16 protein-coding genes and 1 pseudogene are annotated in these 15850 nt (G+C 65.5%); 9 read left to right on the top strand and 8 right to left on the bottom strand.

Annotated elements, in window-relative coordinates:
• Window positions 1-7: 7 nt before the first annotated feature.
• The 3 genes from AU465_RS29570 to hemC all read right to left on the bottom strand — a co-directional run bounded on the left by AU465_RS29570 (window position 8) and on the right by hemC (window position 3215).
• Window positions 8-1480: a COG4223 family protein gene (locus tag AU465_RS29570; RefSeq protein ID WP_192255977.1), complete on the bottom strand. Its 1473-nt coding sequence runs from the start codon at window positions 1478-1480 to the stop codon at window positions 8-10.
• Window positions 1481-1579: 99 nt separating this feature from the next.
• Window positions 1580-2290, bottom strand: coding sequence for a uroporphyrinogen-III synthase (locus tag AU465_RS29565; protein ID WP_192255975.1), 711 nt, complete (start codon window positions 2288-2290; stop codon window positions 1580-1582).
• 1 nt (window position 2291) lies between these two features.
• Window positions 2292-3215 (bottom strand): hydroxymethylbilane synthase, encoded by a 924-nt coding sequence (gene hemC / locus AU465_RS29560; protein ID WP_192255973.1) that lies wholly within the window; start codon window positions 3213-3215, stop codon window positions 2292-2294.
• A 100-nt stretch (window positions 3216-3315) separates the two neighbouring features.
• Here hemC and AU465_RS29555 point away from each other — a divergent pair.
• The 6 genes and pseudogenes from AU465_RS29555 to AU465_RS29530 all read left to right on the top strand — a co-directional run bounded on the left by AU465_RS29555 (window position 3316) and on the right by AU465_RS29530 (window position 7460).
• Window positions 3316-4446, top strand: a pseudogene (locus AU465_RS29555) (tRNA (adenosine(37)-N6)-threonylcarbamoyltransferase complex transferase subunit TsaD).
• The gene (locus tag AU465_RS29550) at window positions 4443-5468 is read left to right on the top strand and encodes an NAD(P)H-dependent glycerol-3-phosphate dehydrogenase (protein ID WP_192255971.1); all 1026 of its coding nucleotides are present in this window, start codon (window positions 4443-4445) and stop codon (window positions 5466-5468) included. The pseudogene AU465_RS29555 and the gene AU465_RS29550 overlap by 4 nt, the downstream one beginning before the upstream one ends.
• Window positions 5469-5486: 18 nt before the next feature.
• A complete protein-coding gene (locus AU465_RS29545; protein ID WP_192255969.1) occupies window positions 5487-5783 on the top strand; it encodes a YciI-like protein in 297 nt (98 codons plus the stop codon).
• A gap of 108 nt (window positions 5784-5891) precedes the next feature.
• Window positions 5892-6317 (top strand): EVE domain-containing protein, encoded by a 426-nt coding sequence (locus AU465_RS36815; protein ID WP_192255967.1) that lies wholly within the window; start codon window positions 5892-5894, stop codon window positions 6315-6317.
• Window positions 6314-6985 carry a class I SAM-dependent methyltransferase gene (locus tag AU465_RS29535; protein ID WP_192255958.1) on the top strand — a complete coding sequence of 224 codons (672 nt, stop codon included), beginning with the start codon at window positions 6314-6316 and terminating at the stop codon, window positions 6983-6985. The genes AU465_RS36815 and AU465_RS29535 overlap by 4 nt, the downstream gene beginning before the upstream one ends.
• 49 nt (window positions 6986-7034) lie before the next feature.
• Entirely contained in the window at window positions 7035-7460 is a 426-nt protein-coding gene (locus AU465_RS29530; RefSeq protein ID WP_192255956.1) for a DUF1761 domain-containing protein, read from the top strand.
• 65 nt (window positions 7461-7525) lie between these two features.
• Here AU465_RS29530 and gcvA read toward each other — a convergent pair whose 3' ends face one another.
• Window positions 7526-8452: a transcriptional regulator GcvA gene (gene gcvA, locus AU465_RS29525; RefSeq protein ID WP_192255954.1), complete on the bottom strand. Its 927-nt coding sequence runs from the start codon at window positions 8450-8452 to the stop codon at window positions 7526-7528.
• Window positions 8453-8582: 130 nt separating this feature from the next.
• On the opposite strand from gcvA, the gene AU465_RS29520 reads away from it, so the two are divergent.
• On the top strand, window positions 8583-8837 hold the full coding sequence (locus tag AU465_RS29520; RefSeq protein ID WP_192255952.1) for a hypothetical protein: 255 nt from the start codon (window positions 8583-8585) through the stop codon (window positions 8835-8837).
• Between the two features lie 81 nt (window positions 8838-8918).
• On the opposite strand, the gene AU465_RS29515 is transcribed toward AU465_RS29520, so the two are convergent.
• Entirely contained in the window at window positions 8919-9452 is a 534-nt protein-coding gene (locus AU465_RS29515; RefSeq protein WP_246506533.1) for a L,D-transpeptidase family protein, read from the bottom strand.
• A 146-nt stretch (window positions 9453-9598) separates the two neighbouring features.
• Between AU465_RS29515 and AU465_RS29510 the strand changes: the two genes are divergently transcribed.
• Together AU465_RS29510 and AU465_RS29505 are read left to right on the top strand one after the other, a co-directional pair.
• Window positions 9599-10282 carry a response regulator transcription factor gene (locus AU465_RS29510; RefSeq protein ID WP_095804844.1) on the top strand — a complete coding sequence of 228 codons (684 nt, stop codon included), beginning with the start codon at window positions 9599-9601 and terminating at the stop codon, window positions 10280-10282.
• Between the two features lie 225 nt (window positions 10283-10507).
• Window positions 10508-10963, top strand: a complete 456-nt coding sequence (locus AU465_RS29505) for a cyclic nucleotide-binding domain-containing protein (protein ID WP_192255948.1) — start codon at window positions 10508-10510, stop codon at window positions 10961-10963.
• A gap of 221 nt (window positions 10964-11184) precedes the next feature.
• Here AU465_RS29505 and AU465_RS29500 read toward each other — a convergent pair whose 3' ends face one another.
• The 3 genes from AU465_RS29500 to AU465_RS29490 all read right to left on the bottom strand — a co-directional run bounded on the left by AU465_RS29500 (window position 11185) and on the right by AU465_RS29490 (window position 15754).
• Window positions 11185-11991, bottom strand: a complete 807-nt coding sequence (locus AU465_RS29500) for an exodeoxyribonuclease III (RefSeq protein ID WP_192255946.1) — start codon at window positions 11989-11991, stop codon at window positions 11185-11187.
• 298 nt (window positions 11992-12289) lie between these two features.
• Window positions 12290-12958, bottom strand: a complete 669-nt coding sequence (locus AU465_RS29495; RefSeq protein WP_192255944.1) for an outer membrane lipoprotein carrier protein LolA — start codon at window positions 12956-12958, stop codon at window positions 12290-12292.
• Window positions 12959-13102: 144 nt separating this feature from the next.
• Window positions 13103-15754, bottom strand: coding sequence for a DNA translocase FtsK (locus tag AU465_RS29490; RefSeq protein ID WP_192255942.1), 2652 nt, complete (start codon window positions 15752-15754; stop codon window positions 13103-13105).
• Window positions 15755-15850: the final 96 nt, after the last annotated feature.

Raw genomic sequence — 15850 nt, 5'->3', positions numbered from 1 at the left:
ATGGTCCTCACGCCTTCGTCGCGCCGGCAATCAGCGATTCGATCTGCCTTTCGACCTCGAGCCTCGCCTTCAGTTTGCCGGCAAAATCGGCGCCGGCCGCCTTTGCCGCGTCGGGCAGCGTGTCGTATTCGCTGAGCGCCTTGGCATAGTCGCCCTGGTTGACCGCCACCTCCATGCGCGCCACGGTTTCCGGCGCGCCTTTGCCTTCGACGGCGCCGACCGGCCGTACCTTGACCAGCGATTCGGCGCTCGACACCAGACTTTGGAAGAAGCCGGCATTCTGGTCGACCGGAGTCGCCGCCTCGACCATGGCGTTGGCAGCGGCATCGGCTTCCGAGGCGATCGTGGCACGGGTGGGAACACCTTTTTCCGCATAGCCGCGCAGAACTCCAAGCTCGGGCGCGTTTGGCGCGATCGCCGCGAAAGTATCGAGCTCCGTCGCGAACGGCGCGCCGCGGTCGAGCGCAGCCTTCAGCGCCGAGGCGGCAATCGCCAGCGCGATCTTGGGCTGCGAGGCCTGCGCCTCGACCTTGCCGGAGAGCTGCTGCACCGACTGTTCCAGCGCCGCGATCCGGCCGTCTTCGGCCTTCGCCGCGTCGCCGGCCGATTTCACCAGCGCGTCGAGCCCGGCGAGTTTCTCGTTGAGCGGTCCGAGATCGACGGGGGCGGCACTGCCTGCCTTCTGCAGGTCGGCAACTGCGGTCTCGATCTGGCCGACCTTGTCGTTGAGCGCCTTGAGCGCGGTGCCGTCGCCGCTTTGTCCAGCCGACGATTTCAGCGCCGCGATATCCGACTTCACCTGGTCGAGCGCCGACGACAGGCCGTCAACCTTGGCCGAGGCGCCGGCATCGCCCGTTTCCTTCAGCGCCGTGATTTCACCCTTGAGCGAAGCGATCTCGCTATTGACGCCGTCGAGCGATGGTCCACCGGAGGCCGGCGAGCCGAGCAAGCCGACCGCCTGCAGGAGACCGGCGCCGGCGAGAGCGATCACGCCGCCGATGAGGCCGGCGGCGATGGTGCGCACTCCGGCACGTCCGGAAGCCGACGTCGCACGATCGTCGCTCCGGGTCTCGCCCGGTTTCGGCGCAGAGGCGGCGGAACCGGTCCTGGTCGCCGAAGCATCCTCGAAATCGTAGCCGACATTCTTTGGCTCGCTTTTCGAAGCCTCTTCACCGCCCGGATAGGGCGCCTCCGCCTCATCCTTGCTCCTGGCTTCAGACTCGTCAGCCCCGGCCTGCGCCGCATCGGCGTGTTCCCACGGCTCGATCTCGGTCTGCTCGGCGTGGATCGGCACTTCCGGAGCGTCCGGCTGCGAGGCGACGGCCGCTTCCTCCGCCTTCGCCTCGTCGGTCTGTTCCGGGTTGGCCTCGTCCTTGGCGCCATCCTCGTCGGTGATTCGCGAGACGGCGCCGGGTTCGAGGTCGATGGTCACCGGCTCACGGCGGCTCTTCGAATGTCGCACCTTCGGCGTCTTGACCATGCTTGGGCTCCGCGAACTGGCTTGAGGATGGTTCAAAGGGTCTAGGGGATGCTCTAGCACATCACCAAGCGGTGAAAAGGGGCGGTGTGATGACGCGGCTCAACCCGGCAGCGACAAAAGCGCCAGCAGCGCGTCCTCGTCGGGTTGGGAGGCAATGCGGACCTTTTGCTCGACGACCCCGTCCAATGCCTTAGCGACGCGCGCGGACAGCGCCAGAAACGCCGCCTTTTCGAACAGGTCACGCAGGGCGGGCCGGCGGATCAGCGGACTCAGCGCCTCGGCCGCCCTGGCCGAATAGAGCAGCACCGCGTCGACCGGCCTGTTCGAAAGGCGCGTCACGATCTCTGCATCGGTATGGGTCAGCCGAACGGTGTCGTAGGTCTCGATCGTGCGGACCCGAACGCCGGCTGTCGCAAGCCGCTCCTCGAAGGCGGGGAAACGCACGCGGCCGCAAAGATAGGCGAGGTCCTTGCCCGCGAGCTCGCCGCTGATCGCATCGGCCAATGCCCCCGCATCGCCTGGGCCTTCAGCGACGGAGAGAAACCCAGCCGCGCGGCAAGCCTCCGCGGTCCTTTTGCCGACGGCATGGCAAGGCAAGGCGGCAAGCGCCGCGAGCAGCTTCTTCGGCGCATGACGAACCGCGTTGGCGCTGGTGACGGCGACCGCTGCAGCGGAAAAGACGCTGGCCTCGACCGGCAGCGCCACCGTTTCGGTCAGCGGCAGCAGGACGGGCTGAAATCCCTGGGCTTCGAGCCGCCGGACCGTGCGGGAGGCGCCTGGCTTCGGCCTCGTCACCAGGACGCGGACCATGTCAGGCCCACCCGTCGAAGAATTTTGCGCCGGCCTTGGCGCGCACCGTCCGCGCGGCTTCCGCGCCTATCTCCGCCGCATCCCGGGCCGGGCCGTCCAGCCGAACTTCATGCGACTCGGTGCCGTCGGGCGAGATGATCAGACCGGCGAAAGACAGTTTTTCACCCGATATGGTCGCGTGGCCGGCGATCGGCGTGCGGCAGGAACCGTCGAGCGCGGCAAGAAAGGCGCGCTCGCAGGCCAATGCCTGGCCGGTCGGCACATCGTGGATGGCCGCCAGCATTCTTTCCACCGCGCCGTCGCCGATGCGGCTTTCGATGCCGATCGCGCCCTGGCCCGGCGCCGGCGGGAAGACGTCCAGCGGCATCAGGTCGGTGATGACGCTTTCGAGGCCGAGCCGCTTCAGCCCGGCATAGGCGAGAATGGTGCCCTCGGCGACGCCTTCGTCCAGCTTGCGCAGTCTTGTCTGCACATTGCCGCGGAACATCACCACGTCGAGATCGGGCCGCATCCGGCGGATCAGTGCCTGGCGCCTCAGCGACGACGAGCCGACCCTGGCGCCACGCGGGAGCTCGACGATCCGCTTCACCGCTTTGCCGATGAAGGCGTCGCGCGCGTCTTCGCGCGGCAGAAAGGTGGAGAGCTCCAGTCCATCGGGCAGCACCGTCGGCATGTCCTTGGAGGAATGCACAGCGATGTCGATGCGGCCGTCGAGCAGCGCTTCCTCGATCTCCTTGGTGAACAGGCCCTTGCCACCGGCTTCCGACAGCGGCCGGTCCTGGATGCGGTCGCCGCTGGTCGAGATGGGCACCACTTCGAATGCGTCTTCGGGAAGGCCCTGCGCCTTCATCAGCCGCGCTTGCGTCTCATGCGCCTGGGCGAGCGCCAGCGGGCTGCCACGTGTTCCGATTTTCAAAGTTTGCATGGCGCGCGGTCCGTGATAACCCCCGGCAGGCGAAGCCTGGCCGGCCTTGTCCTATATAGGAATAGCCGGCGACACAATCTTCGAGGACAGCGACGAATTGATCCGCGTTCTGGGCATTGAGACGAGTTGCGACGAGACAGCCGCCAGCGTGGTGGCGCTGGACGGCGGCTCCGCGCCCGAAATCCTGTCCAATGTGGTGCTGAGCCAGATCGAGGAACATGCGGCCTTCGGCGGTGTCGTGCCCGAGATCGCGGCGCGTGCCCATGTCGAGGCGCTGGACGGCATCGTCGAGGCGGCGCTGACCGATTCGGCGGTATCGCTCGACGAGGTCGATGCGATCGCCGCCACGGCCGGGCCGGGTCTGGTCGGCGGGCTGATCGTCGGGCTGATGACCGCCAAGGCGATCGCTGCCGCCGCCAACAAGCCGCTGATTGCCATCAACCATCTCGAAGGCCATGCGCTGACGGCAAGACTGACTGATGGGCTCGATTTTCCTTATCTGCTGTTGCTCGTTTCCGGCGGCCATACCCAGATCGTCGCGGTGCGCGGCGTCGGCGACTAGGGCGGCCATACCCAGATCGTCGCGGTGCGCGGCGTCGGCGACTACCAGCGCTGGGCAACGACCATCGACGATGCGCTGGGCGAGGCCTTCGACAAGACGGCCAAGATGCTCGGCCTGCCCTATCCGGGCGGACCGAATGTCGAGAAGGCGGCGGCCAAGGGCGATGCCAGCCGCTTCGCCTTCCCGCGCCCGATGAAAGGTTCGGCGCAGCCGGACTTCTCCTTTTCCGGGCTGAAGACCGCCGTGCGCCAGGCGGCGACGGCGATCGCGCCGCTCAGCGATCAGGACGTCGCCGACATCTGCGCCTCCTTCCAGGCGGCGGTGGCCGATGCGCTGGGCGACCGTGTCGCGCGCGCTCTCGCCCGTTTCCGCCGGGAATTTCCCGACAAGGCGAGCCCTGCGCTGGTCGTCGCCGGCGGTGTCGCCGCCAACCGGACGATCAAGGCGACGCTGGAAGCCCTGTGCTCCGAAGCCGGCTTTGCGTTCGTGGCACCGCCGCAAAAGCTCTGCACCGACAATGCGGCGATGATCGCCTGGGCCGGCATCGAGCGGCTGCGCGCCGGCATGGCGGGCGAGAATGCCACCGACTTCGTGCCGCGCTCGCGCTGGCCGCTGGACAGTGTCTCTGCCCCGATAGTCGGCTCGGGCCGGCGCGGTGCCAAGGCATGACTGACGCGGTCACGAGCGGTGGACAGGCCAAAACGCCAAGCGGCTGGCGCGTCGCGGTGCTTGGTGGCGGCGCCTGGGGCACAGCACTGGCGCTCGCTATGCTGCGGGCCGGGCATTTTGTCCGCCTCTATGCGCGCGATGCTGAAACTGTCGCCGCCATCGATCGCGGCGAGAATCCGCGATATCTGCCGGGCATCGCGATCGAGCCCGGCATCGTCGCCACCAGCGACATCGCCGCGGCGCTCGGCGGCGCCGACTGCGTGCTGGCGGTGACGCCGGCGCAGTCGTTGCGCGCGGTACTGGCCACCGCCGCCGGCCACGTGCCGAACGGCGTCCCGCTGGTCCTCTGCGCCAAGGGTATCGAGCGCGACACCGGCGCGCTGCTGTCGGCAATCGTCGAGGAAAGCCTGCCGAACAATCCTGTCGCGGCACTTTCCGGTCCGAGTTTTGCCAGCGATGTTGCGCGCGGCCTGCCGACGGCCGTCGTGGTTGCCGCCCGGGACGGGAAACTGGCGGCGGAGCTCGCCGCCCGCTTTTCGGCCGAGAACCTGCGCTGCTATTCCAGCGACGACCTGATCGGCGTCGAGATCGGCGGCGCGCTGAAGAACGTCTTTGCCATCGCCGCCGGCGCGGTGACCGGCGCCGGGCTCGGCGCCAGCGCCCAGGCCGCCATGGTGACGCGCGGCTTCGTCGAATTGCGCCGCATCGGCGCGGCCTTCGGCGCCAAGCCGGAGACGCTGATGGGACTTTCCGGCCTCGGCGACCTGCTGCTCACCTGCTCCTCCGCCCAATCGCGCAATTTCGCCTATGGCCTGGCGCTCGGCAAGGGCAAGCCGCTTGCCGGCCTGCCGCTCGCCGAAGGCGTGCCGACGGCCGGCATTGCCGCCCGCATCGCTGCCGAGCGCGGCATCGAGGCGCCGATCATTGCCGCAGTGGCCGCCATCCTCGACGGCAAGGTGACCATCGGCCAGGCCGTGACGGCGCTGATGACGCGGCCGCTCAAAACCGAAACCGACATCTGAAGCATCGGAGTTTTAGACATGCTGTTTGCGTTGATTTGCAAGGACAAGCCGGGCAGCCTGCAACTGCGCGCCGATACAAGGCCGGCGCATGCGGCGTTCCTGGAAGCCCTGATCAGCGAAGGGAAACTCGCCTTTGCCGGCCCCTTCCTCGACGGAGACGGCAAGCCCGACGGAAGCCTGGTCATGATCGAAGCGGCGGATATGGCGGCCGCGCAAGCCCTGGCGGCCACCGACCCCTATGCCAAGGCCGGCCTGTTCGAAAGCGTCGAAATCCGTGCATGGAACTGGGTCTTCCAGAAGCCCGCCAGCGCATGAGTGTTGGGCTGCGCTCCCCTCTCCCCGCGAGAACGGGGAAGGGGTAAGGGTAGGAAGCGCGCGAACGCTGGATAGTGGCGTATCGACAACGGCAATGGGACAACTGAGATGAACTACTGGCTGTTCAAGTCCGAACCCTCGGTCTTTTCCTTCGAGGCGCTGAAGGCGAAAGGCAAGGCCGGCACGCAGTGGGACGGCGTGCGCAACTACGCCGCGCGCAACAACATGAAGGCGATGAAAATCGGCGATCTCGGCTTCTTCTATCACTCCAACGAAGGCCTCGACATCGTCGGCATCGCCGAGGTCTGCGCGCTTGCCCACCCCGATACCACCACCGACGATCCGCGCTGGGAATGCGTCGACATCCGCGCCTGGAAGGACGTGCCGAAGCCGGTGACGCTGGAAGAGGTCAAGGCCAATCCGAAGCTGGCCGACATGGCGCTGGTCCGGCTCGGCCGGCTTTCCGTGCAGCCGGTGACGCCGGCAGAGTGGAAAGAGGTCTGCCGCATGGCCGATCTCAACCCGGCGCCGTGACCAGGCTCACGCCCAAAAGCGCGAAGACATTCATCCTCGACAATACTGCGCTGATGGCGCCGCCGCATGTGCCGGAAGTGCTGCTGCACCTGGCCGACGAGGCGCATGATTTGTGGCTGCGCACCGAGGAGGAACTGGCCGAGATCGGCCTGCCGCCGCCATTCTGGGCCTTCGCCTGGGCCGGCGGCCAAGGCCTCGCCCGCTATGTGCTCGACCATCCCGCGACGGTGCGGGGAAAAAGCGTGCTCGACTTCGCTTCCGGCTCCGGCATGGTCGCGATCGCCGCCTTGAAGGCCGGCGCGAGGCAGGTGATCGCCGCCGATATCGACCCCTTTTGCCAAACGGTGATTACGCTCAACCTGGAAGCCAATGGCGTGAAGGCCGATTTCCTGGATGCGGACTGCATCGATACGGATGACGGCTGGGACATCGTGCTCGCCGGCGACGTCTTCTACGACAAGCCGTTGGCGGACAGGCTGGCGCCGTGGTTCACCAGCCTGAAGGCGCGCGGCGCCGACATCCTCGTCGGCGATCCCGGCCGTGCCTATCTGCCGAAGAAGGGGCTGCAATCGCTCGCCGTCTATCAGGTGCCGGTGACACGCGTGCTGGAGGATGCCGAGGTCAAGCGCACGACCGTCTGGCGCTGGGCTTCCAATGCGCCGGCTTGATGCAGCCGGCGAACAGGGATTCCATCGTTAATCTTTCGGGAGGGGACTCATGGATTTCTCAACGGTGAATTGGCTGGCGGTAATTGTCGCCGCCGTAGTGGCGTGGCTGTTCGGCGCGGTCTGGTACATGGGCTTGAGCAAGCCCTGGCTGAAGGCGGCAAAACTCGACCCTGCCACCATGAAGCGATCCGTCGCCCCGTTTATCGTCAGTTTCGTCGCCGAGGTGATCATGGCGCTGGTCATGACGCTGGTGGTCGGCGCCATAACCGGCGGCGAGCCAAACCCGCTCGCAGGCGTGATCTTCGGCTTCATGCTCTGGTTGGGCTTCGTCGCCACCACGCTTTCTGCCAACCACCGCTACCAAGGCTTCGGCTGGGACCTGACGCTGATCGATGCCGGCCATTGGCTTGGCGTTCTGCTCATCATCGGCGTGGTGATCGGCTGGTTCGGCGCGCCTGCGGCACCGGCTGGCTAGAGCGATGCCAGGAAAGGTGTGAACAGTTTTCCGCCGCAGCCGAATACGCGCGGCGGATTCGGGCATCACCCTGCGTCCGCGTCTTTCGCCACCTCATCGAGAAGCCATTCACGGAAGGCAATGACGCGCCCGTCGTCCTTCACCGCTTCGGGATAGACCAGGAAGTAGGCGAATTCCGGCGCGACCTTGATGCCGAGCTCGAACGGTCGGATGAGCCTGCCCTCGGACAGATCGTTGGCGACCATGGCGAAATCGGCGAGCGCGACGGCAACGCCGTCGAGCGCCGCCTGGACGACATCCGTCGAGGTGTCGAACACGATGGTCCGGCTGTCGTCGAAATCATCGACGCCGGCCGCCGCCATCCACATGCGCCAGTTCGGCCATGTGATACCCTGGCGGGACCATTCGATGTGGGCGAGCGTGTGATGGAAGAGGTCGCGCGGCTCCTTCAGCGGCGGTCCGGCCCGCAGCAGAGCCGGACTGCAAACAGGAATGATGACGTTCTCGAACAGCCGGTCCGCGCATAATCCCGGATATTTGCCGGCGCCGAATCGAATGCCGACATCGACATCATCGCGATCGAAGTCGCGCAGCTTGGAGGCGATGTCGAAGCGGAGCTCGACTCCCGGCCGCTGCCTGCGGAAATCGTCGACGCGCCGCATCAGCCATTTGGTCGCGAACTGCGCGTCAAGCGTGATCTTGAGCAGCGCCGTGCCTCTGCTCATCTTGCGCGCGCGGCTGACGGCGCGGCCAAGCAGGTCGAGCGCATCGACCGAGGCCTCGTGAAGCACGTTGCCCGCTTCGGTCAGCCGGATGGTGCGGCTGGTGCGCGTGAACAGCACCAGGTCGAGCTGATCCTCGATTTCCTTGATCTGATGGCTGACCGCCGCCGGCGTCAGGCCGAGCTCATCGGCGGCGCGGGTGAAATTGAGGTGCCTGGCCGCCGCCTCGAAGGTCCTCAACGCACGCGTTCCGGGCAGCAGGCGGGACATTCGATCTCCAAATAAAACTTGACGATCGAACAAGAACTACTCGTTTCCTGTTTATTTTTCAATCCGGCATGATCGTTTCATCGCAACACCATCAAACCGGATTTGATGTCCGGAGAACACGGATGAAGCCATGACCGAGATCGTTCTCAAGTCCCAGACCGTCCTGAAACCCCGCTCCGGTGTCGCCCTTTGGCTGCGCGCCGCGATCGACTGGCTACGTCAGGCGCGGGTCGCCGCCCGGCTTCCTCACGAGTCCGTCGAGGATCTCTCCGACAGCCAATTGCGCGACATCGGCGCCGAGCGCCGGAACGTCACCAAGGCGATGGACCGCGAGCTCCGCATGATCGGGCTGCTGGGTTCCGGCTGGGAGCAGCCGAGGCGGTGAGAGAAAGGCAGTAGGGAATAGGCAGTAGGCCAATTTGCTCTCTTCCTACTGCCTAATCCCTACTGCCTAACCCTATTCCCCCTACCTCACCACCCTCACCACCGTCCGATCCGACAGCAGCGGCAGCAGCCTTGTCATGGTGCGCGCCGTCACCGCCACGCAGCCTTGCGTCGGCGTGAAGCCCGGGCGCGCCAGATGGAAGAAGATCGCGCTGCCGCGCCCGCGCCGGCGCGGCGCGATGTTCCAGTCCAGCACCAGGCATACATCGTAGAGCCGGTCGGCGCGCCGCATCCGTTCATGGCTGGCGCCGTAAGGGATCTTGACCGGACGGTTGTAGTTGCGGTCGTGCGGCACCTCGCACCAGCCGAGGTCCGGCCCGATCCGCGCCATCGCCAGCCTTGTCCGGCGCCCGCCGGGAAATTGGTCGTTGCGAAAATAGCCCGACAATATCCGCATCGCGGCCAGCGGCGTCGCGCCGTCGCCCTCGCGCTTGCCGGCGGAGATGCCGCCGCGCCCGAGCGCGCAGGGAAACACCGTTTTGCCGGCCTGCAGCAACCCCTGCGCAGGGTTGCCGGGCCTCGCGCGCACAACCAGGACACGCAGGCCTTTCGGCAAAAATGCGCCTGCCTCATTGCGCGCGCGTTTTTTCTTGTATGATTGTGTCACGGAACAAATCACTGTGATCGGCTGTTGCGCCGGTGAGCTTCCGCATAAATGGGGGGAGGTCAACTGAATATTCTTTTTAAAACAACGGATTGATCATGACATCACGCACCATTCTGATCGTGGATGACGACGACGACCTGCGAGCCACCCTCGTCGAGCAACTGGCGCTTTACGAGGAATTCGACGTCCAGCAGGAAGCCACTGCCGCAAAAGGCGTCGCCGCGGCGCGCGGCGGTCTTGTCGATCTACTCATCATGGACGTCGGCCTGCCCGACATGGACGGCCGCGAGGCGGTGAAGATCCTGCGCAAGGGCGGCTATAAGGCGCCGATCATCATGCTGACCGGCCACGACACCGATTCCGACACGATTCTGGGGCTCGAGGCCGGCGCCAACGACTATGTGACCAAGCCCTTCCGCTTCGCCGTGCTCCTGGCGCGCATCCGTGCGCAGCTGCGCCAGCACGAGCAGAGCGAGGACGCCACCTTCTCGGTCGGCCCCTACACGTTCAAGCCCAGCCAGAAGCTTCTGATCGATCCGCGCGGCGCCAAGGTGCGGCTGACCGAAAAGGAAGCCTCGATCATCAAATATCTCTATCGCGCCGACCAGAAGGTGGTGACGCGCGACGTGCTCCTGGAGGAGGTATGGGGCTACAATTCCGGCGTCACCACGCACACGCTGGAAACCCATGTCTACCGGCTACGCCAGAAGATTGAGCGTGATCCTTCCAATGCCGAAATTCTTGTGACAGAAAGCGGCGGCTACAAGCTGGTTCCTTAAACATTTCATGATCAAATGAGCGGTCGGGCGGGACCGCTTTAGGGTACGATCCTGGTGCTGGAGGGTGATGGATCGGCTCGCTGGACGCATCGGCCCAGGAATCGGAACCGATTTTTGGGATCGCACGGTGCGCAGGCTGCAAGTGTTGGAGCGTTCCTTTGCACGCCTGGGAGGCGCGCCGCTCCAAAGGAGGGACTGGACTGACCGCTCGGGGACACAGCTAGCATGGCGCTGGATGACGACATCCGCATCCTGTCCGCCGTGAAGCTTTTTCAGGGCTTCACGCAGGAACAGTTGCGCCTGCTCGCCTTCGGCGCCGAGACCACTTTTCTGCAGGCCGACCACAAGCTCTACCGCGAGGATGACGTGGCCGACTCGGCCTATATCGTGGTCAGCGGCTTGATCGCGCTCTATCGCGAGCAGGGCGGCGAACGCGTCCCGATCGGCACGGCAGGCCCCGGCGCCATGCTCAGCGAACTGGCGCTGATCGCCGACACCAATCGGCTGACCAGCGCCTCGGCCGCGGTCGATTCGGAAGTGATCCGCTTGAGCCGCAAGATGTTCCGCCGCATCCTGGAGGAATATCCGGAGCTGGCGCTGCAGCTGCACGAGCGCATCCTGGAGGAGTTCCAGCAGATGATCGCCCGTATCGAGGCGCTGGCGCCGCGTTTTACGGAGTGAGGAGCCAGCCCCTAGGTGGGCTGAGATTCAGGTCAGGCCGAGCCGGAAATGGTGGTTTCCGAGAACCGGAGCGGAGCGTACTTAAAGTACGTGAGCACCGGCCTACGCCGGCAGTAGCCTTAATTTAACTGCCACGCCACTCATGAGTGCTTCGGCAGGCGAAGGCCGGAAGCGCAGGAAGCCGCCATTTGCAGGCCGGCATCACCTGAATATCAGCCCACCTACTCCAGATCGAACCGCGCGATAACCGGCACATGGTCAGACGGCTTCTCCCAGCCGCGCGCCATTTTCAGGATCTCGTAGCCGGCAAAACTCGGCACCAGATTGGCCGATGACCAGACATGGTCGAGCCGGCGCCCGCGATCCGAGGCCTCCCAGTTCTTCGCGCGATAGCTCCACCAGGTGTAGAGCTTCTGCTTGGCAGGCACGTTGAGCCGCATCAGGTCGACCCAACCGCCTGCCTGCCGCATCGCCTCGAAGTTTTCTGTCTCGACCGGCGTGTGGCTGACGACGTTGAGCAATTGCTTGTGCGACCAGACGTCATGCTCCTGCGGCGCGATGTTGAGGTCGCCGACCAGGATCGAGGCGGATTGATCGTCCTGGCCCGCCGGCACGCCGTTCATCTCGTGGACGAAGTCGAGCTTATGCCGGAATTTCCGGTTGATCTCCGGATCGGGCTCGTCGCCACCGGCCGGAACGTAGAAATTGTGCAGCAGGATCGACCTGCCGCCGGCCTGCACTTTGACGGACAGATGCCGGCTGTCGTCGATCTCGCAGAAACGCCGCTTCTCGACCAGCTCGATCGGCCGGCGCGCCACGGTCGCCACGCCGTGATAGCCCTTCTGGCCGTGGAAAAGGATGTGCTCGTAGCCCGCCTTGCGGAAGGCCTTCTCGGGAAAAAGCTCGTCCGGAACCTTGGTTTCCTGCAGGCAAAGCACATCCGGCACATGCTCTTTCAAGAGCCGCTCGACGATCGGCATGCGCAAGCGCACAGAGTTGATGTTCCAGGTGGCGATTGTAAAGGGCATGCGGCGGGTCCAAGGCGGCCTAGGTCGCCGAACTACTGCCAGCCGCGCGCCGGAAAGACAAGCCGACCTGCGCTCGTCGGTTAGCGCTGGCGGAGGTCAGCGCCACCCCTCATCCGCCTGCCCGTCCTCCGCAGCAGCTGCGCTGCAGCTGCGGAGGGTGGACCGGCACCTTCTCCTCGTGAAGGATGGGGAGAAGGAATAAACTCCAACGCTGGCGCGCCCCTCTCCCCGTTCTTCACGGGGAGAGGTAAGGGTGAGGAGCAGCGCCGACGCCGGGAAACCTTCACAACACCTGCATCTACCGCGTCTTCGTATTCAGCTCTCTGTTCGCCGTATAGTCGATGGCGAAGGTGTCCGGCGGGATGCTCACACCTTCCTTGACGTTGAAGATCATCACCGTCGTGTCCTTGCCCTGCGCGTCGGTGATCGTCCACTGGCGCAGCTCGTAGCTCTTCGGATCGAACATCATGGTGATCCGGGCATTGCCGAACACCGACTTGTCGGAAAGCTGGATGGTGGTGAGGTCGTCCTCTTCCTTGACGGCCTTCACGCGCCCGCCGGAGAGGTCGATCCTGTCGTCGAGCAACAGCTTCAGCGGCGTCTTCGACAGCGGATAGAGGTCGGAGGTGTTGAGCTTCTTGTTGAGGATCACCACCGATTTGCCGTCGGAGATCACCCGGAAATTCGACGACCCGTCATAGTTGAAGCGGATCTTGCCGGGACGCTCGAGGAAGAACTTGCCGCCGGTCTGCTCGCCCTTCGGGCCGAACTGCACGAACTCGCCGCTCATCGATTTGACCGAGGAGAAGTGGTCGGCGATCTTTTGCGCCGCCGGCGGAACCGCGGCCTGCGCCTGGGCCAGGAGTTGGAAGCCAGGCACGACATTGATGGCGGCGGCGCCCGCGAGCACAAGGCCAAGGCCGAGCACCTGCCGGCGGGTCGGAGCGAAATCTGTCTGGGTCTTCATGCCGGTCACTTCCTGTGATTTTGTCTTGGTCGCTGTCTCTGGACCCCCAGTTGGGCCTAAGTTTGGCGGGTCACACGGCGCTTGGTCGCATGAACGCGCCAGAAGGTTCAAAGTTGCCGGCCGGTCCCCTGCGGGCGTCGTCGGCTAGAATTTGTCGTCCTCGGTGGGAACAAGGATCTCGCGCTTGCCGGCGTGGTTGGCCGGGCCGACGATGCCTTCCTTTTCCATCTTCTCGATGATCGAGGCGGCGCGGTTGTAGCCGATGCCGAGCCGGCGCTGGATATAGCTGGTCGAGGCCTTGCCGTCGCGCAGCACCACCGCCACGGCCTGGTCGTAGGGATCGTCGGAATCCTCGAAATTGCCGCCGCCACCGCCGCCGGAGCTTCTGCTCGAGGAGCCGTCCTCGTCGTCTTCCTCATCGTCCTCGGTGATGGCGTCGAGATATTCGGGCACGCCCTGCAGCTTGAGATGCCCGACGATCCGCTCGACCTCGTCGTCCGAGACGAAGGGGCCGTGGACGCGCTGGATGCGGCCGCCGCCGGCCATGTAGAGCATGTCGCCCATGCCGAGCAGCTGCTCGGCGCCCTGCTCGCCAAGGATGGTGCGGCTGTCGATCTTCGACGTCACCTGGAAGGAGATGCGGGTCGGGAAGTTGGCTTTGATCGTGCCAGTGATGACGTCGACCGACGGGCGCTGCGTCGCCATGATGACATGGATGCCGGCGGCACGCGCCATCTGCGCCAGGCGCTGCACCGCGCCTTCGATGTCCTTGCCGGCCACCATCATCAGGTCGGCCATCTCGTCGATGATGACGACGATATAGGGCATCGGCTCGAGGTCGAGATCCTCGGTCTCGTAGATCGCCTCGCCGGTCTGGCGGTCGAAGCCGGTCTGCACCGTGCGCGAGATTTTTTCGCCCTTCTTCTCGGCCTGGCTGACGCGTGCGTTGAAACCGTCGATATTGCGCACGCCGACCTTGGACATCTTGCGGTAGCGGTCCTCCATCTCGCGCACGGTCCATTTCAGCGCCACCACCGCCTTCTTCGGATCGGTGACGACGGGTGTGAGCAGATGCGGGATACCGTCATAGACCGAGAGCTCGAGCATCTTGGGATCGATCATGATCAGCCGGCATTCCTGCGGCGTCAGCCGGTAGAGCAGCGACAGGATCATGGTGTTGATGGCCACCGACTTGCCCGACCCGGTGGTGCCGGCGACCAGCACGTGCGGCATCTTGGCGATGTCGACGATAACCGCCTCGCCATTGATGGTCTTGCCGAGCGCCAGCGCAAGCTTCGCCTTCGTCGTCTCGAAGTCGCGGCTCGCCATGATCTCACGCAGATAGACCGTCTCGCGTTTGGCGTTAGGCAACTCGATGCCGATGGCGTTGCGGCCGGGCACGACCGCGACGCGGCAGGCGATCGCGCTCATCGAGCGGGCGATGTCGTCGGAAAGGCCGATGACGCGCGAGGACTTGATGCCGGGGGCGGGTTCGAGTTCGTAAAGCGTGACGACCGGACCGGGGCGGACATGGATGATCTCGCCCTTGACGCCGAAATCCTCGAGCACGCCTTCGAGCAGCCTTGCGTTCTGCTCCAGCGCATCCTTCGACAGGCTCGGGTCTTTCGCCACGTTCTTCGGCTCGGACAGGAAATGCAGCGACGGCATCTCGAACGTGCCGGAGCCGATCAGCGAGGTCTGCGCCTCGCGCTGGACGCGCGCGCCCTGCACCGGGCGCGGCGCCGGGGCTTCCACGCGGGTCGCCGCGTCGGAGCGGAAGTTGCGCACATTGGCGCGGCGCTGGACAGGCTCCCCGTCGTCGAAATCGTCGAGATCGGCCTCTTCGTCGAAGACATCGTCGTCGACCGGATCGACCGAAGCGCTTCGGTCGTTGACCATGGCGGCGAAGAATTCCGGCTCGACGCGGGCACGACCGCCCGGGCTCATCCTGGCCTCCGCATACTCGGCCGATTCGACGCGCTCGGCGGCGCGCCGCCACGCGCTTGCCCGTGGCTCCATCGGAGGCTCGAACTCGTCGCGCTCTTGCCTGCGGCGCGCGGCGCGGCGGTGCATCCACGCACGGAACGACAGCCACCAGTGGGTGATGGCGCCGAGCGCGAGAATGCCTTCGTCGCCCTCGTCCTCATCCTCGTCGAAGAGCAGATCGTCCTGCTCGCGCGGATCGGGCGCGGCGGCGCGCTCCATGACGGCAAAGCCGTTCTTGCGCGCAATCAGCGCCGAGCCATAGGCGAACAGCCACAGCGCCGGCGCGGCGAGAACCACCGCGATGGTGCTGGCGAAAAGCCCCTTTGGATATCCGCCGACGGCGATGCCCGGAATCTTCAACACCATATCGCCGAACACGCCGCCCAGGCCGGTCGGCAGCGGCCATGTGTTGGGCGGCGTCACGCATCCAGCCATGGCCGCCGCAAGCAGCGCGAAGCCGAACCAGGCAAGCCCGCGCTTCGGCAGCCGATCGACGCCGCGCGCGGAGAAGAGAAGAAAACCCCAGACCACCGCCGGCACCAGGCCGGCGACGGCGGCGAGGCCGAAGAACTGCATGGCGAGGTCGGAAAACACCGCGCCCGTATAGCCCATGGCGTTGGTGACGATGTTGTTGGTGGCGTGCGAGAAGCTCGGGTCGGCGACGTTCCAGGTGGCGAGGCTGGCGACGCCGAAAGCGGTGAACACGAACAAGCCTGCACCGACCAGCCGCCCGACCTGGCGCCGCGCGAATGCATGGATGCCGTGCCCCGTGTCGGTCAGCGCGAGCGGTGCTGAAGCGCCTGAACGCATGCCTTCTTCCCCGTAAGTCAGTGCCTGGCCGGATGCGTGGCGCATGCCGGGAGATTCGGCTGCCAGACTATCGGGGGGAAGGTTAAGGCCGCATTA

The organism is Mesorhizobium silamurunense (genome assembly GCF_014843905.1).
Classification (GTDB): Bacteria; Pseudomonadota; Alphaproteobacteria; order Rhizobiales; family Rhizobiaceae; genus Mesorhizobium; species Mesorhizobium silamurunense.
Note: the sequence above shows the minus strand (reverse complement) of the source record. Positions and strands in the feature narration are given on the sequence as shown.

What these genes read in the sequence shown, in the direction of transcription:
- AU465_RS29570 (WP_192255977.1), bottom strand. Translation starts at nt 1,480, where the DNA reads ATGGTCAAGACGCCGAAGGTGCGACATTCGAAGAGCCGCCGTGAGCCG.
- AU465_RS29565 (WP_192255975.1), bottom strand. Translation starts at nt 2,290, where the DNA reads ATGGTCCGCGTCCTGGTGACGAGGCCGAAGCCAGGCGCCTCCCGCACG.
- hemC (WP_192255973.1), bottom strand. Translation starts at nt 3,215, where the DNA reads ATGCAAACTTTGAAAATCGGAACACGTGGCAGCCCGCTGGCGCTCGCC.
- AU465_RS29550 (WP_192255971.1), top strand. Translation starts at nt 4,443, where the DNA reads ATGACTGACGCGGTCACGAGCGGTGGACAGGCCAAAACGCCAAGCGGC.
- AU465_RS29545 (WP_192255969.1), top strand. Translation starts at nt 5,487, where the DNA reads ATGCTGTTTGCGTTGATTTGCAAGGACAAGCCGGGCAGCCTGCAACTG.
- AU465_RS36815 (WP_192255967.1), top strand. Translation starts at nt 5,892, where the DNA reads ATGAACTACTGGCTGTTCAAGTCCGAACCCTCGGTCTTTTCCTTCGAG.
- AU465_RS29530 (WP_192255956.1), top strand. Translation starts at nt 7,035, where the DNA reads ATGGATTTCTCAACGGTGAATTGGCTGGCGGTAATTGTCGCCGCCGTA.
- gcvA (WP_192255954.1), bottom strand. Translation starts at nt 8,452, where the DNA reads ATGTCCCGCCTGCTGCCCGGAACGCGTGCGTTGAGGACCTTCGAGGCG.
- AU465_RS29520 (WP_192255952.1), top strand. Translation starts at nt 8,583, where the DNA reads ATGACCGAGATCGTTCTCAAGTCCCAGACCGTCCTGAAACCCCGCTCC.
- AU465_RS29510 (WP_095804844.1), top strand. Translation starts at nt 9,599, where the DNA reads ATGACATCACGCACCATTCTGATCGTGGATGACGACGACGACCTGCGA.
- AU465_RS29505 (WP_192255948.1), top strand. Translation starts at nt 10,508, where the DNA reads ATGGCGCTGGATGACGACATCCGCATCCTGTCCGCCGTGAAGCTTTTT.
- AU465_RS29500 (WP_192255946.1), bottom strand. Translation starts at nt 11,991, where the DNA reads ATGCCCTTTACAATCGCCACCTGGAACATCAACTCTGTGCGCTTGCGC.
- AU465_RS29495 (WP_192255944.1), bottom strand. Translation starts at nt 12,958, where the DNA reads ATGAAGACCCAGACAGATTTCGCTCCGACCCGCCGGCAGGTGCTCGGC.
- AU465_RS29490 (WP_192255942.1), bottom strand. Translation starts at nt 15,754, where the DNA reads ATGCGTTCAGGCGCTTCAGCACCGCTCGCGCTGACCGACACGGGGCAC.